This window comes from Bradyrhizobium sp. BR 10289, from assembly GCF_019455385.1.
Lineage (GTDB): Bacteria > Pseudomonadota > Alphaproteobacteria > Rhizobiales > Xanthobacteraceae > Bradyrhizobium.
Genome location: NZ_JACOFR010000002.1, coordinates 334,442 through 347,859, shown reverse-complemented (window position 1 = coordinate 347,859; position 13,418 = coordinate 334,442). Strand labels below are relative to the sequence as shown.

Here is a 13,418-nt window from a genome sequence, read left to right as displayed (position 1 = left end):
TTGCACCAAGGCGGCCTTTCGCCGTATGTTCCAAACTCTTTCGGAGGCCTGAGGACACATGCTGGCATCGGCAATGTTGTCTCGTGACCGTGCCCTGCTGTCCGGACGGCGCGTTCTCGTCGTCGAGGACGAGTATTTCCTCGCCGACGACATCAGCCGGGCGCTTCGTTCGCGCGGCGCGGATGTGGCCGGACCGGTCGGCGAGCTCGAGGACGCGCTGCGCATCCTCGATGACGGTTTGATCGTCGATGGCGCGGTGCTGGACGTGAACATTCGCAGCGAGATGGTCTTTCCGATCGCGCGGGAGCTGCGTGCGCGCCGGGTGCCGTTCGTGTTCACCACGGGCTACGAGAAGGTGAGCATTGCTCCCGAGTTTCACGACGTGCCGTTCTGGGAAAAGCCGATCGAGATCGCAGCCATGATCCGCGGTCTGGCGGGATTGATCGGCCAGAGTCGAACGTAACGCGCTTGGTCGGGAGCGCGGCCAATCCGCCTAGAGCAGGCGGCTCCAGGTCAGCCACAGGGCCAGGGCGAGGCAGAGGATGATCGCGCAATAGGGCAGGGCCAGCCGCAGGAGCGTGGCGCCCTTGTCCGTCAGCTCAGGATCATCCATAGAATCGCCCCAAGCATGACCAGAAAGCCCGTGGCCGCGGTTGCTACGAAAACCCGTTCGACGCGATCCATCGTCCTCACGGCCCTCTTGCACGGCGGCGATTTTGCCGCTGCGCGGCACCGTGCGCATTAGGCTATGTGAATCGCCGGCGCGATTTCGCTCGCGCGGAATCGAGCGATCGGGACGCGATCAGGCCAGCCCGCGAAGTCAGCGGCACACGCGTTCTATTGCTGGATTCGAGCCGCTCGCTACTGCAGCGGGATTGATCCGGAAAATGCGCCATTGCTGCCGTTGGCGCTGACGGCATTGTTCCCGTAGGTGGCCAGTAGGCCGCCTCCGGAGAAGCTCAGACCGGTACCGTTTCCGATGACGGAGGAGCCGTCGACGCGCACTGTCACGTTCGGTCCGATCGACCGAATGCCAATGGCATTGGTCACCGATTTGGTGTTCTTGACATAGACGCCGATCGGAGCGCCGCCGTTGGATGTCGTGGCGACGATGCCGTCCTGGGAGTTGCCGGCTATCATGCTGTCCGCAATCGTCATGTTAACGCCGCCCGTGCTGCGGCTGCCGTCTGCGGCGACGCCGAATGCGTTGCCGATGACGCTGACGCGCTCGAGCGCGACCTGAGCGGTGCCGCCAGATTGCGGGTTGATCACGACGCCACCCCCGGTACCCGTGCCGTTGGCATAAAAAACGGAGTCGCTCACTTGCAGTTTCGCAGGCCCATTGGGCGCGAAAAGCAGACCGGAAGAGCTCGAGCCGGGGTTGTTGCCAATGCGAGCGCGGTGAAGCTGGAGGCTTCCCTGACCGGAAAAAAAGATAGCGGTTCCGGAAGCTCCCGTACCGTCGAGCGTGAGACCTTCGATGGATACGATCGCGCCAGCGGGGAGGTTGATAAAAATGAACCCTGTGGGAGCCTCCCAAAGACCGTCGGCGCAGGATATCGTGACCGATTGCTGGATAGTGAACCCGGCGCCATAGGGGCTCTTGTCCATGCAGATGATCTCGCCGCCGACGCCGGCGACCGAGAGGGCCTTGCCCATCGAGGCGCACGGCTGCGTCGGCACGCAACTTGCGCTGTCACTCCCGGTCCGCGAAATGTAGACTGCTCCTCCGGCGGCGGACGTTGTCGTCAACGCCGCGAGCGCAAGCGTAAGGCCGGCAAACAGCATAGTCTTTTTCATGAAATGCCTTTCCACGAACAGCATGAAATCAATCGCTCACGCGCGGAGGCCTGGACAACGTAACGGGGCCGCGTTCCCTACCGGGAGCGGCAATCAGTCATTTGACGCGCATCTTCCCATTCGTTCCGCGCTGCGCAAAACTGGAGGAAGATCGCGCGCCGCACATCAACTGTTTGGTTGAGGCCCACACAATGACGGGTCGCCCGCCACGGATTTTCTAACCGCTGTTGCCGAAGTGCATCCCGGCGCTGCTCCGCCGCACTCGCGGGTCTTCAGCGCAGCCGTCAGCACGGCCGCGCAGGGCGACGCCCTGGCAGTAAACAGTCCAAGATCGGCGCCGGACCTACGCGCCCTCGCGTTTGCATGCCGGGCTCACAAGCGCTATGTCCGGCCTTCCCGCAACAGAGCCCTGCCATGACGATCTCCGACGACAACGACCTCACGCGCCTGAAGGAGATCGGCCGCATCGTCGCCAAGACCCTGGAGGCGATGGGCAAGGCGCTCGAGCCTGGCATCACCACAGCCGAGCTGGACCAGATCGGGAGACAACTGCTGGAGGCCGGCGGCGCGCGTTCGGCGCCGGAGCTTGCCTATGACTTTCCCGGGGCGACCTGCATCAGCGTGAACGAGGAGGTCGCACATGGCATCCCGGGTGACAGGCGCATCGCGCGCGGCGACCTCGTCAACATCGACGTGTCTGCCGAGAAGAACGGCTTCTTCGCCGATACCGGCGCCTCGTTCGCGGTGCCGCCCGCGACACGCGCGATCGAACGGCTTTGCCGCGACGGAAGGCGGGCGATGTGGACGGGGCTTCAGCAGGTCGGGACCGGCAAGCCGATTGCCGGCATCGGCAAGGCGATCGGGGTTTTTGCGCAGAAGCACGGCTACAGCCTGATCAGGAATCTCGCCAGCCATGGTGTCGGCCGGTCACTCCATGAGGAGCCGACGGAGATCGCGACTTGGCCCGACCGCTCCGAACGCCGCGTCATGAGCGACGGCCTGGTGTTCACCGTCGAGCCGTTCCTGTCGCTCGGCGCCGAATGGGCCCAGGATGGCGATGATCCCTGGACGCTCTACAGCAGCCCCGAGGCGCCGACCGTTCAGTACGAGCACACGGTGATCGCAACCCGGAACGGGCCCTTGATCGTCACGCTGGCGGGCTGAGGCCGCCTGGATCAGGGCCGGACGCGCCAGAATTCGTCGTGGCACCGGGTCAGGTCAGATCGTGGATGATCTGAAGCAGCCGGTCGGAAGCCGCTTCGATCTTCTTGTGCGGGCTTGTCGCGATGCCCAGCAACAGACCGGGGCAGCACGAAGCCTTCGAGGCGTACCAGAGCGAGAGCGGAGTAGGCGCCAATCCGAACGACATCGCTCGCCTGGCGATGGCGAGATCCGGCGCCTTCCTGGGCAATCGCAAGACCGCCGCCAATCCGGCAAGCTCGACGTTTGCGGCGCGCGGGCGAAGGTATTTCAGCAGCGCATCGGCTTGCGCGGCGTAGACTCGCTTGGTGCGTCTCAGATGCCGCAGATAGTGGCCGTCTCGGATGAAATCGGCCATCGCGAGTTGCACCGCCGGCCCGGGCGCCGGCGCAAGGCATGCCGCCACTTCGGCGAAACGCGATACAAGAGCTGCGGGTGCGACGACAAAGCCGAGCCGTAAAGCAGGAGTCACGGTCTTGCTGAAGGAGCCGATGTGAATGACGCGACCGGCGCGGTCGAGCGAGGCCAGCGCAGGCGTCGCCCGGCCCCTGAGCTGAAGCTCGCTGAGATAGTCGTCCTCGATCACCCATGCCCTGTTGTGTGCGGCCCAGTCGAGCAGGCGTGAACGTCTTTCCAGCGAAAGCGTCGATCCCAGAGGTGCCTGCTGTCCGGGTGTCACGACGACCAGCGCGGCGTCAGGGGCATGTTGCAGTCCGTAGCCGACGTCGATCCCATCAGCGTCAACCGGAATAGGCACGGGCGACAGCCGCGCAAGCTGGAGGCCGTGCCGTGTGAACGGAAAACCCGGATCCTCGATCCACGCCTTCTTCTGCTCGAGGCCGAGCACACGAAGTGCCAGGCCGAGGCCACCGCTGAAACCGCCGGTGATGATGATCTGGGACGGTGCGCAGGCGATCCCTCGCGCCAACGCCAGATAGCCGGCAATCTCGTGCCGCAAGTCCCGTTCGCCGCGCGGGTCGGGATAGATTGCCGGCGCACTCGCCTCGACGCGAACGGCACGCGCGCGCATCCGCGCGACAAGCTTGGCGGGAAAGGTCTCCCGCGCCGGCACGCCCATCTGGAAGATGGCCGGACCCGCCGTGAGCTCCTGGTACATCTGCATGAACGGGCCGAGGTCCGGCGCGCTCTCCTGCCGGACCGGGAAGGGCGGCCGGTCCGCGACATGCGTTCCGGTCGCGCGGGCCGCGACGATCAATTGGGCGGAGGAAAGCTTTTCGTAGGCCGAGCGCACGGTGCCGCGCGCGACACCCAGCTGGGCTGCCAAATCCTGCCAGGACGGCAGGCGCGAGCCCGGCGCCAGCACACCCCGTTCGATGGCGGTCCTGATCCCTTTGTGGATCTGTTCAGCCAGCGACGTCTTTGCCGATCGATCGAGTTCCAGCCGCAGCGGTTTGACCATGCCTCCCTGGTACACGAGTTCTGTCCGTTCTTGGTGCTTTTTTGTGGACCATGGAAAGAACATCTGAGGCGCAAGGGGAGCGCGCCGCTCCTCATCGATCATCCAGGACAAGGAGAAAGCAGATGAGCGAACGTCTCGACTACAATCGCATCGCACCGGCAGGTGCGAAGGCGCTGGGTGGGGTCTACGGCTACGTCATGCAGAGTGGGTTGCCCGCGACGCTGGTGACTCTTGCTTACTTGCGCGTCTCGCAGATCAACAACTGCGCCTATTGCCTCGACATGCATACGCGCGACCTGCTCAAGCTCGGGGTGAAGATCGAAAAGCTCGCCTTGCTACAAGCCTGGGCCGAGGCCGGTGCTCTGTTCGACGAACGCGAACGTGCGGCGCTGGCATGGGCGGAGACTGTAACCCGCGTCGCCGAGACCGGCGTGCCGGACGAGGCGTATCAGGCCGCCCGGAAGATCTTCAGCGAGCGCGAGCTGGTCGATCTCACGATCGCGATCAGCCTGATGAATGCGTATAATCGCATGTCGATCAGCTTCCGAAATACGCCCCAGGCCGCCATCGCCAAGGCCGCCTGACGGACCGCGGCACCACGTCAGCGGACATGCAGGACAGGAGCTTAAAATGACGAGCGTGATTTCCGGCATCAAAATTCCCGACAGCAAGCTGGCGCGCGAGGCCGCCGAGCTGGTGCGCAGTTACGAGGACGAGATGCTGTTCAACCATTCGGTACGCGTCTACGTGTTCGGCGCGATGAAGGGGTTGCGGCAGAAGCTGAAATTCGATTCCGAACTGCTCTATGTCGCGGCGTTGTTTCACGACCTCGGCCTTGTCGATCATTACCACACGGAGACCAAGCGGTTTGAGGTGGACGGGGCCGACGCCGCGCGCGATTTCCTCCGGGCGCGCGGGATTGGCGAGCCGCAAGCCGATCTGGTGTGGGAGGCGATCGCGCTGCACACCACACCGGGAATTCCGCAATACATGCGGCCGGAGATCGCGCTCACGAATGCAGGGGTCTTGGTGGACGTCGTCGGCGTAGGGTTTGACGAATACACGCCGGAGCAGCGCGACGAGGTCATCTCCGCGTTTCCACGCGGCGACTTCAAGAACGAGTTCCTAAAGGTCCAGACCTGCTCGGCGCTGAAGAAGCCCCACACGACGTTCGGGACGGTCAATTTCGACTATATCGAGGATCATGATCCGACCTTCCGCAAGCCGAACGCGTGCACACGCATCCGCAACACACCCTGGCAAACCTGAGCCGGCGCCTACGCCACCGGCTCCCGGCCGGCATCCGAGCGGCTGCGAGGGGCTGGCGCCGGCGGTGTTGGCGCGTTCTTCGGCGGAGCAGCGCCGGCGCCTGAGGCAGTGGTCATTGCAGCGGTCCGGGCGTCGCGCCAGGCGACGATCCAGATCAGGAAGCCGAGCAGCGCGAGCGCAGCGCCGACCGGACCCGTCGAGGTCCAGCCGAGGCCTTCGCGGATGGCGAGGCCGCCGAGGAACGGGCCGAGCGCATTGGCGGTGTTGAAGGCCGAATGGTTCAGCGCGGCGGCAAGCGCCTGCGCCTCGCCCGCGACGTCCATCAGGCGTGTCTGCAGGATGGCGCCGATCGAGACGCCAGTGCCGATCGCGAAGACGTCGGCTGCGAGCAGCCAAGGGTTATGGGCGGCGAGCGGAAACAGCAGCAGCGTGACCGCCGAAAACAGCAGGATCACGCCCGCCGTCGGCATCAAGGCGCGATCGGCAAAGCGCGGCACGAACAGATTGCCGAGCGTGGCGCCGACGCCGAAGATCGCCAGGAAGAACGGAATGACGGAGGGGCTGACCCTGGTGACCTCGATCAGCGTCGTCGCCAGATAAGTGTAGACCGCGAACATGCCGCCGAAGCCGATGGCGCCGATTGCGAGCGTGATCCAAACCCGGCCGCTCTTCAAGGCGCCGAGCTCGCGCAGCGGATCCGACCGGCCGGCCTGGTCGCGGGGCGCGAACAGCGCGCATAGCAGCACGGTGAGCAGCGCCAGCACCGAGACGAGGCCGAAGCTCGCGCGCCAGCCGACCGCCTGGCCGATCCAATTGGCCATGGGCACGCCGATGATGGTCGCGACGGTCAAACCGAGCATCACCTGACCAACCGCTCGCGAGCGGCGATCGGTGGGCACCAGCGAGGCGGCGACCAGCGCGGCGATGCCGAAATAGGCGCCGTGCGGCAATCCCGACAGGAAGCGCGCGGCGATCATCCAGCCAAAGCCGGGCGCAAGCGCAGTGAGCCCGTTGCCGATCGCGAACACGGCCATCAGGGCCAGCAACTGCGTGCGCCGGGCAAAGCGCGCGCCGAGCACCGCGATCAGCGGCGCGCCCAGCACGACGCCGAGCGCGTAGGCGCTGATGGCGTGGCCGGCGGTCGGCTCGTCGATGTGGAGGTCGGCGGCGAAGAACGGCAGCAGGCTCATCGATGCGAACTCGGTGGTTCCGATCGCAAAGCCGCCCATCGCGAGCGAGAACAGGACGATGGCGAGGTGAGGGCGCGCCGAAGCTGCCGTTGAACTGGCGCGAGACGAGGTCGCGTGAGGCGTGGTCGCCTGAGACTTGGTCGTCATCTGTCCTGCATTGGTGGCGTTGGCGGGAACCAGCCCAGCGAACGTCGCCACCCCTGCAAGATTTGTCTGTCGTACTTAAACCCGGATCAGCTTGCGTCAACCGGTCAGGCGCGGTGCAAGCAGCCCGCATATCAGCATCCCGCTTGCGAGGGCCGACATCCGCCGGAACGCCTGGACCGCGGAGCGGCTCTCCGCTGCGGATAATAGGGATTCACGAGACAGCTCGCCGAGCGGCCGACGGCAAGGAATCGGCACTGCTCGAGCGAATTGTAGCGGCAGTCGAAATAGCCGACCGGGCCGTAGATCTGCATGCAGACCGGATAGCTCGGATCATAGGTCTGCGCGTGGGCAGTTGCGCTCACGAGGAGCGCGCCGGTGGCAGCGAGTGCGAGAGCTGTGCTGCGCATCTCAGCGCGGCGGGAGGTAGCCCTGCGCGTAACCCGGCGCCAGCGTACGCGGACGGTTCTGATAGGCGTAGGGATCATCGCTCTCTCCTGCGAAATACGGATTCGCAAGGCAGGTGAGCGCGCGGCCTGACGCGCTCGCCTGACACTGCGCATAAGTGTCGAACGTGCAATTGCTCAGGCCCGGCCATTCATCGCCGGTCAGGCAGAACGCGTGATGCGTGCCGAACGCGCGCACTGGTGTGCTTGCACCCAGCGTCAACGCAAATGAGGCGAGAGCGAGCGAAAATGTGGCGGCAATGAGGAAGGTCATTCGTCGACGCATTTTCAAATCTCCATCACGCGATCGTGCGCGCGACGATGTTACGCGCGCGCGCAGTGTAGCGCGTTCAGAAAGCATTGGAACTGCTGAAAACTCTTGTTTCAAAGGGTTTCCAGCGCGCTCCGCTAAATCTTCATTAATGTTGCGCGGGCCTTTGGTGCGCAGTGTTGCGTCGTGGTTACAGCAATTCCGTCGATCGCTGTTATGACCACGCAACGGCCCGGGGGCCTACTAAGAAACTGGAACGGGATTCAAATGAAGAAGAACTTGTTGCTTGCTGCTGTGAGCCTCGTCGCGCTGAGCGCGGCTGCACCGGCGCTGGCTGCTGATCTCGCGGCTCGTCCGTACACCAAGGCGCCAGCGATGGTTGCCACCATCTACGACTGGAGCGGCTTCTACATCGGTCTCAACGGCGGCGGTGGTTCGTCGCACGCGACCTGGGATCTGGTCGGCTTCGGCCGCGACGGTTCGCACGATGCGACCGGCGGCACGGTCGGTGGCCAGATCGGCTATCGCTGGCAGTCCGGCCAGTTCGTGTTCGGCGTGGAAGGCCAGGGCAACTGGGCCGACTTCTCCGGCAGCCATGTCGGCGCGATCTCCGGCTTCACCAACAACACCAAGATCGACGCGTTCGGTCTGCTCACCGGCCAGGTCGGCTACGCCTGGAACAACGTGCTGCTCTACGTGAAGGGCGGTGCCGCTGTGGTCAGCACCAAGTACGACGCTTCGTTCGCCGGCGTGGGACTCGGGTCTTCCGACGACACCCGTTGGGGCGGCACGGTTGGCGCAGGCCTCGAATACGGCTTCGCTCCGAACTGGTCGGTCGGCGCCGAATACAACCACATCTTCCTGGATGGCAAGGATCAGACCCTGACCGGCGCGTTCGGCACGCTGGCGATCCATACCAAGCAGGACGTCGACATGGGTCTCGTCCGCCTGAACTACAAGTTCGGCGGCCCGATCCTCGGCAAGTACTGACACTGATCGCTTCGCAAGAAGCGGTTCTCAAAAGCCCCGGCCTCGCGCCGGGGCTTTTTTATTCGTGAATTCAACGGATTAACCATTGCATTTCGAGATGGCCCGGATCGCTTGACTCCCAAGAACGAAATGAGAACAATGTTCTTTATACGTTCTGCTGAGGGAGCAAACCATGTTCAGGATTTTCGTGGAAGAAGCCGCCGCACTCGCCTCGATCTCGCTGTTCGTCGGGATGATCGCAATCTGGGCGCAGGTGATCCCGCAGCTCTGATCCCGCAGCCCTGACAGGGCCTCCCTTGGGGAAAAGCGGGACGGCGCGGCAGATCGGCCGCTCCGGCGTGGACTCTGGCGGCGCGACACCCCACCATTGTGAGGCGAGTCGGCCGGGTGGGGCGGGAAGCTTCCATGATCCCCTGGAGCCGGCGACCGCTCCAACCCATTTGCAAGAGGCCGTCACGCGACCATGCCGAGCGCCGGATTTGTCCACCTTCACGTTCACTCGGCCTATTCGCTGCTCAAGGGCTCGATCAAGATCGCCAAGCTCGGCGAGCTCGCCAAGAAGGACCACCAGCCGGCGCTGGCGCTGACCGACACCGACAATCTGTTCGGCGCGCTGGAATTCTCCGACAAGATGGCCGGCTACGGCATCCAGCCGATCGTCGGCCTGGAACTCGCCGTCGATTTCGGCGACCAGGATCCGAACGCGCGCAACGCGATGGGACCCTTGCGCATCGTGCTGCTGGCCGCGCAGGAGCGCGGCTATCGCAGCCTGATGCGGCTGAACTCGCGGGCGTTCATCGAATCGCCCGACAGCCACGCCCCCTTCATCAAGTTCGACTGGTTCGACGGCGAGACCGACGGCGTGATCGCGCTGACCGGCGGACCGGACGGTCCGATCTCGCAGGCGCTGGCCGGCGGCATGGCCGAGCTTGCCGCGAGCCGCTGCGAGCGTCTGGCCAATCTGTTCGGCGACCGCCTCTACGTCGAGCTGCAGCGCCACAACACCGACAACGAGCGGCGCGTCGAGAGCGGCTTGATCGACATCGCCTATGCCAAGGGCCTGCCGCTGGTTGCGACCAACGAGCCGTATTTCGCATCGACCGACGATTACGAGGCCCATGACGCGCTGCTCTGCATCGCCGGCGGCCGGCTGATTGCCGAGACCGACCGCGTGCAGCTCACGCCCGATCACCGCTTCAAGACCCGCGCCGAGATGGCGGTGCTGTTCGCCGACATTCCGGAGGCGCTGGCGTCCACGGTCGAGATCGCCGAGCGCTGCTCGTTCCGCCCGCTGACGCGCAAGCCGATCCTGCCGTTCTTCACGGTGGGCGCCGCTGCAAGCTCCGACGCTGCAGCGGTCGAGTCGTCCGAGCTGAAGCGCCAGGCGGAAGAGGGGCTCGCCAATCGGCTCCGCGTGCACGGCCTGTCGCAGGGCACGACGGAAGAGGACTACAACAAGCGCCTGGCGTTCGAGCTCGACGTCATCATGCGCATGAAGTACTCCGGCTACTTCCTGATCGTCTCCGACTTCATCAAATGGGCGAAGTCGCAAGGCATCCCGGTCGGACCGGGCCGCGGCTCCGGCGCAGGCTCGCTGGTGGCGTGGGCGCTGACCATCACCGACCTCGATCCGATCAAGTTCGGCCTGCTGTTCGAGCGCTTCCTCAATCCCGAACGCGTCTCGATGCCGGACTTCGACATCGACTTCTGCCAGGACCGCCGCGGCGAGGTGATCAGGTACGTCCAGGAACGCTATGGCCGCGACCAGGTCGCGCAGATCATCACCTTCGGTACGCTGCAGGCGCGCGGCGTGCTGCGCGACGTCGGCCGCGTGTTGCAGATGCCCTATGGCCAGGTCGACAAGCTGACCAAGCTGGTGCCGCAGAATCCGGCCGCGCCGGTGACGCTGGCGGCGGCGATCGAGAGCGAGCCGAAGCTGCAGGCGTTCCGCGACGAAGATCCGATCGTGGCGCGCGCCTTCGACATCGCCCAGCGCCTCGAAGGCCTGACCCGGCACGCCTCGACCCATGCGGCCGGCATCGTCATCGGCGACCGTCCGCTCAGCGAGCTGGTGCCGCTCTACCGCGATCCGAAATCCGACATGCCGGTGACCCAGTTCAACATGAAATGGGTCGAGCCGGCGGGCCTCGTGAAGTTCGACTTCCTCGGCCTGAAGACGCTGACCGTGCTCGACGTCGCCTGCAAGCTGCTCAAGCCGCGCGGCATCCATGTCGATCTCGCCACGCTCCCGATCGACGATGCCGAGAGCTACCAGATGCTGGCGCGGGGCGAGGTGGTCGGCGTGTTCCAGGTGGAAAGCGCGGGCATGCGGCGCGCGCTGGTCGACATGCGGCCCGACCGTTTCGAGGACATCATCGCGCTGGTGGCGCTGTATCGCCCGGGCCCGATGGCGAACATCCCGACCTATTGCGCGCGCAAGCACGGCGACGAGGAGCCGGAATATCTGCATCCGGTGCTCGAGCCGATCCTGAAGGAAACCTTCGGCGTCATCATCTACCAGGAGCAGGTGATGCAGATCGCGCAGGTGATGTCGGGCTATTCGCTCGGCGACGCCGACCTCCTGCGCCGTGCCATGGGCAAGAAGATCCGCGCCGAGATGGACAAGCAGCGCGACATCTTCGTGGCCGGCGCGGTCAAGAACGGCGTGCCGAAGGGGCAGGCCGAGACCATCTTCGAGCTGCTGGCGAAGTTCGCCGACTACGGCTTCAACAAGAGCCACGCGGCCGCTTACGCGCTGGTGTCGTACCACACCGCCTATATGAAGGCGCATTATCCGGTCGAGTTCATCGCGGCGTCGATGACGCTCGATCTCAACAACACGGACAAGCTCTCCGAATTCCGCTCCGAGGCGCAGCGCCTCGGCATCAAGGTCGAGCCGCCCAACATCAATCGCTCGGGCGCGACCTTCGAGGTCGGCGACAAGGTCATCTACTACGCGCTCGCCGCGCTGAAGGGCGTCGGCATCCAGGCGATCGAGCAGATCATCGAAGAGCGGACCAAGAACGGCCTGTTCACCTCGCTCGCCGATTTCGCCGCGCGCGTGTCGCCGCGTGCGATCAACAAGCGCATCATCGAAAGCCTCGCCGCGGCCGGCGCCTTCGACACGCTGGAGCCGAACCGCGCCCGCGTCTTTGCCGGCGCGGATGCGATCCTCGCCGCCTGCCAGCGCGCGAACGAGGCTGCGACCATCGGCCAGAACGACATGTTCGGCGGTTCGGCCGATGCGCCGACCATCATGCTGCCGCAGATCGAGCCGTGGCTGCCGGCCGAGCGGCTGCGCCGCGAATATGACGCGATCGGCTTCTTCCTGTCGGGCCATCCGCTCGACGATTACGCCACCGTGCTGAAGCGCCTGCGGGTGCAGTCATGGGCCGAGTTCTCGCGCGCGGTGAAGACCGGCGCCACCGCCGGCAAGGTCGCGGCGACCGTAGTGTCGCGCATGGAGCGGCGCACCAAGACCGGCAACAAGATGGGCATCATGGGGCTGTCCGATCCCACCGGCCATTTCGAGGCGGTGCTGTTCTCCGAAGGCCTCGCGCAATATCGCGACGTGCTCGAGCCGGGCGCGGCCGTGCTGCTGCAATTGGGCGCCGAGCTCCAGGGCGAGGACGTGCGCGCCCGCGTGCTGCACGCCGAGCCGCTCGATGATGCCGCCGCCAAGACGCAGAAGGGCCTGCGCATCTTCCTGCGCGACACCAAGCCGCTGGACTCGATCGCCAAGCGTCTCGCCGGACCCGACGCCGCCGCCTCGAACGGCGCCGCGCCAAAAATCGGCAGCCCCGGCATCGCGCCGCGCTCGAATGGCGACGGCGAGGTCTCGCTGGTGATGATGCTCGAGCTCGGGACCGAGGTGGAGATGAAGCTGCCCGGCCGCTTCAAGGTCTCGCCGCAGATCGCCGGCGCGATCAAGGCGGTGGCGGGCGTGGTGGACGTCGAGCAGCTGTAGCGGCATCTATCCGCGGCTTGCGGCCCGCCTTCATCGAGTTGTCATACCGGGCCGGTTGCAACTTTTCGCTCTTTCCGGCTAGCATGCTCCGGGGAATTGGAATGGGGGCGTCATGCTGCGCGTGGGCGTGTTGTTGCTGGCCGTCGGTGCCGTGCTGACGGGCTGCGTCAGCGATCAGGTCGGAACCGACTTCGCATCGGTCTCGCAAAAAGTCGGTCCTCCGCGTGCAGGGCAGTCACGCGTCGTGTTCTTGCAGGACAAGCGGCAAGGTCTGAGCATGGCCATCTGCGGTTGCCAGGTGAAGCTCGATGGCGCACCGCTCGGAACGGTCCTGGCCGGGAAATACGCCTATGCCGATCGTCCTGCCGGCCGGCACGAGGTGCTGCTGAGCGAGGCGTTGTTTCCCGGTGATACCAAGCGCGAGATCGTGATGGAGTCCGGCCGGACGCATTTCTACCTCATCAAGAGCAGTGCCCGGCACGATGCCACGACGGGAGGAGCGATCCTCGGCGGCCTCGCCGGGCTTGCGGTCGTTTCCGTTGCGACGGCAGGTGAAGCCAATCTCGGGCCGGGCGAGCTCGTGGCGCTGGACGAGGCGACTGCACGAACGAAGCTCGCCGAACTGCAAGCTGTCGACTAGGTGGCGATGCGATCTGGACGAATCGCCGCTGCCTTCTGGATCGTTGCTTGAGCAAGCTCTCCGTGCAAACGCGCGCCCCGT

The 13,418-nt window shown here is 65.2% G+C and carries 12 protein-coding genes; 7 read left to right on the top strand and 5 right to left on the bottom strand.

Annotated features, from left to right (window positions below):
• Positions 1–73 precede the first annotated feature (73 nt).
• Complete coding sequence (locus tag HYH08_RS05150) at positions 74–463, top strand: response regulator (RefSeq protein ID WP_228747540.1); 390 nt, start codon at positions 74–76, stop codon at positions 461–463.
• 398 nt (positions 464–861) lie between these two features.
• Here the strand turns inward: HYH08_RS05150 and HYH08_RS05145 are convergent, their stop codons facing one another.
• Positions 862–1,824, bottom strand: coding sequence for a hypothetical protein (locus HYH08_RS05145; protein ID WP_220008663.1), 963 nt, complete (start codon positions 1,822–1,824; stop codon positions 862–864).
• A 390-nt stretch (positions 1,825–2,214) separates the two neighbouring features.
• On the opposite strand from HYH08_RS05145, the gene map reads away from it, so the two are divergent.
• Complete coding sequence (gene map / locus HYH08_RS05140; protein WP_220008662.1) at positions 2,215–2,964, top strand: type I methionyl aminopeptidase; 750 nt, start codon at positions 2,215–2,217, stop codon at positions 2,962–2,964.
• Between the two features lie 49 nt (positions 2,965–3,013).
• Here map and pdxR read toward each other — a convergent pair whose 3' ends face one another.
• Entirely contained in the window at positions 3,014–4,420 is a 1,407-nt protein-coding gene (pdxR, locus tag HYH08_RS05135; protein WP_220008661.1) for a MocR-like pyridoxine biosynthesis transcription factor PdxR, read from the bottom strand.
• A 122-nt stretch (positions 4,421–4,542) separates the two neighbouring features.
• On the opposite strand from pdxR, the gene HYH08_RS05130 reads away from it, so the two are divergent.
• Both HYH08_RS05130 and HYH08_RS05125 read left to right on the top strand, forming a co-directional pair.
• The gene (locus tag HYH08_RS05130) at positions 4,543–5,004 is read left to right on the top strand and encodes a carboxymuconolactone decarboxylase family protein (RefSeq protein ID WP_220008660.1); all 462 of its coding nucleotides are present in this window, start codon (positions 4,543–4,545) and stop codon (positions 5,002–5,004) included.
• A 46-nt stretch (positions 5,005–5,050) separates the two neighbouring features.
• Complete coding sequence (locus HYH08_RS05125) at positions 5,051–5,689, top strand: HD domain-containing protein (RefSeq protein WP_220008659.1); 639 nt, start codon at positions 5,051–5,053, stop codon at positions 5,687–5,689.
• 8 nt (positions 5,690–5,697) lie between these two features.
• Here the strand turns inward: HYH08_RS05125 and HYH08_RS05120 are convergent, their stop codons facing one another.
• The 3 genes from HYH08_RS05120 to HYH08_RS05110 form a co-directional block, all read right to left on the bottom strand.
• The gene (locus tag HYH08_RS05120; protein ID WP_220008658.1) at positions 5,698–7,026 is read right to left on the bottom strand and encodes an MFS transporter; all 1,329 of its coding nucleotides are present in this window, start codon (positions 7,024–7,026) and stop codon (positions 5,698–5,700) included.
• 131 nt (positions 7,027–7,157) lie between these two features.
• Positions 7,158–7,433 (bottom strand): DUF3551 domain-containing protein, encoded by a 276-nt coding sequence (locus HYH08_RS05115; RefSeq protein WP_220008657.1) that lies wholly within the window; start codon positions 7,431–7,433, stop codon positions 7,158–7,160.
• A gap of 1 nt (position 7,434) precedes the next feature.
• Positions 7,435–7,755, bottom strand: a complete 321-nt coding sequence (locus HYH08_RS05110) for a DUF3551 domain-containing protein (RefSeq protein ID WP_220008656.1) — start codon at positions 7,753–7,755, stop codon at positions 7,435–7,437.
• Positions 7,756–8,007: 252 nt separating this feature from the next.
• Here HYH08_RS05110 and HYH08_RS05105 point away from each other — a divergent pair, with 252 nt between their 5' ends.
• The 3 genes from HYH08_RS05105 to HYH08_RS05095 all read left to right on the top strand — a co-directional run bounded on the left by HYH08_RS05105 (position 8,008) and on the right by HYH08_RS05095 (position 13,337).
• Positions 8,008–8,730, top strand: coding sequence for an outer membrane protein (locus HYH08_RS05105; protein WP_220008655.1), 723 nt, complete (start codon positions 8,008–8,010; stop codon positions 8,728–8,730).
• Positions 8,731–9,193: 463 nt separating this feature from the next.
• Positions 9,194–12,697 carry a DNA polymerase III subunit alpha gene (gene dnaE, locus HYH08_RS05100; RefSeq protein WP_220008654.1) on the top strand — a complete coding sequence of 1,168 codons (3,504 nt, stop codon included), beginning with the start codon at positions 9,194–9,196 and terminating at the stop codon, positions 12,695–12,697.
• Between the two features lie 112 nt (positions 12,698–12,809).
• Positions 12,810–13,337, top strand: a complete 528-nt coding sequence (locus HYH08_RS05095) for a DUF2846 domain-containing protein (RefSeq protein ID WP_220008653.1) — start codon at positions 12,810–12,812, stop codon at positions 13,335–13,337.
• Positions 13,338–13,418: the final 81 nt, after the last annotated feature.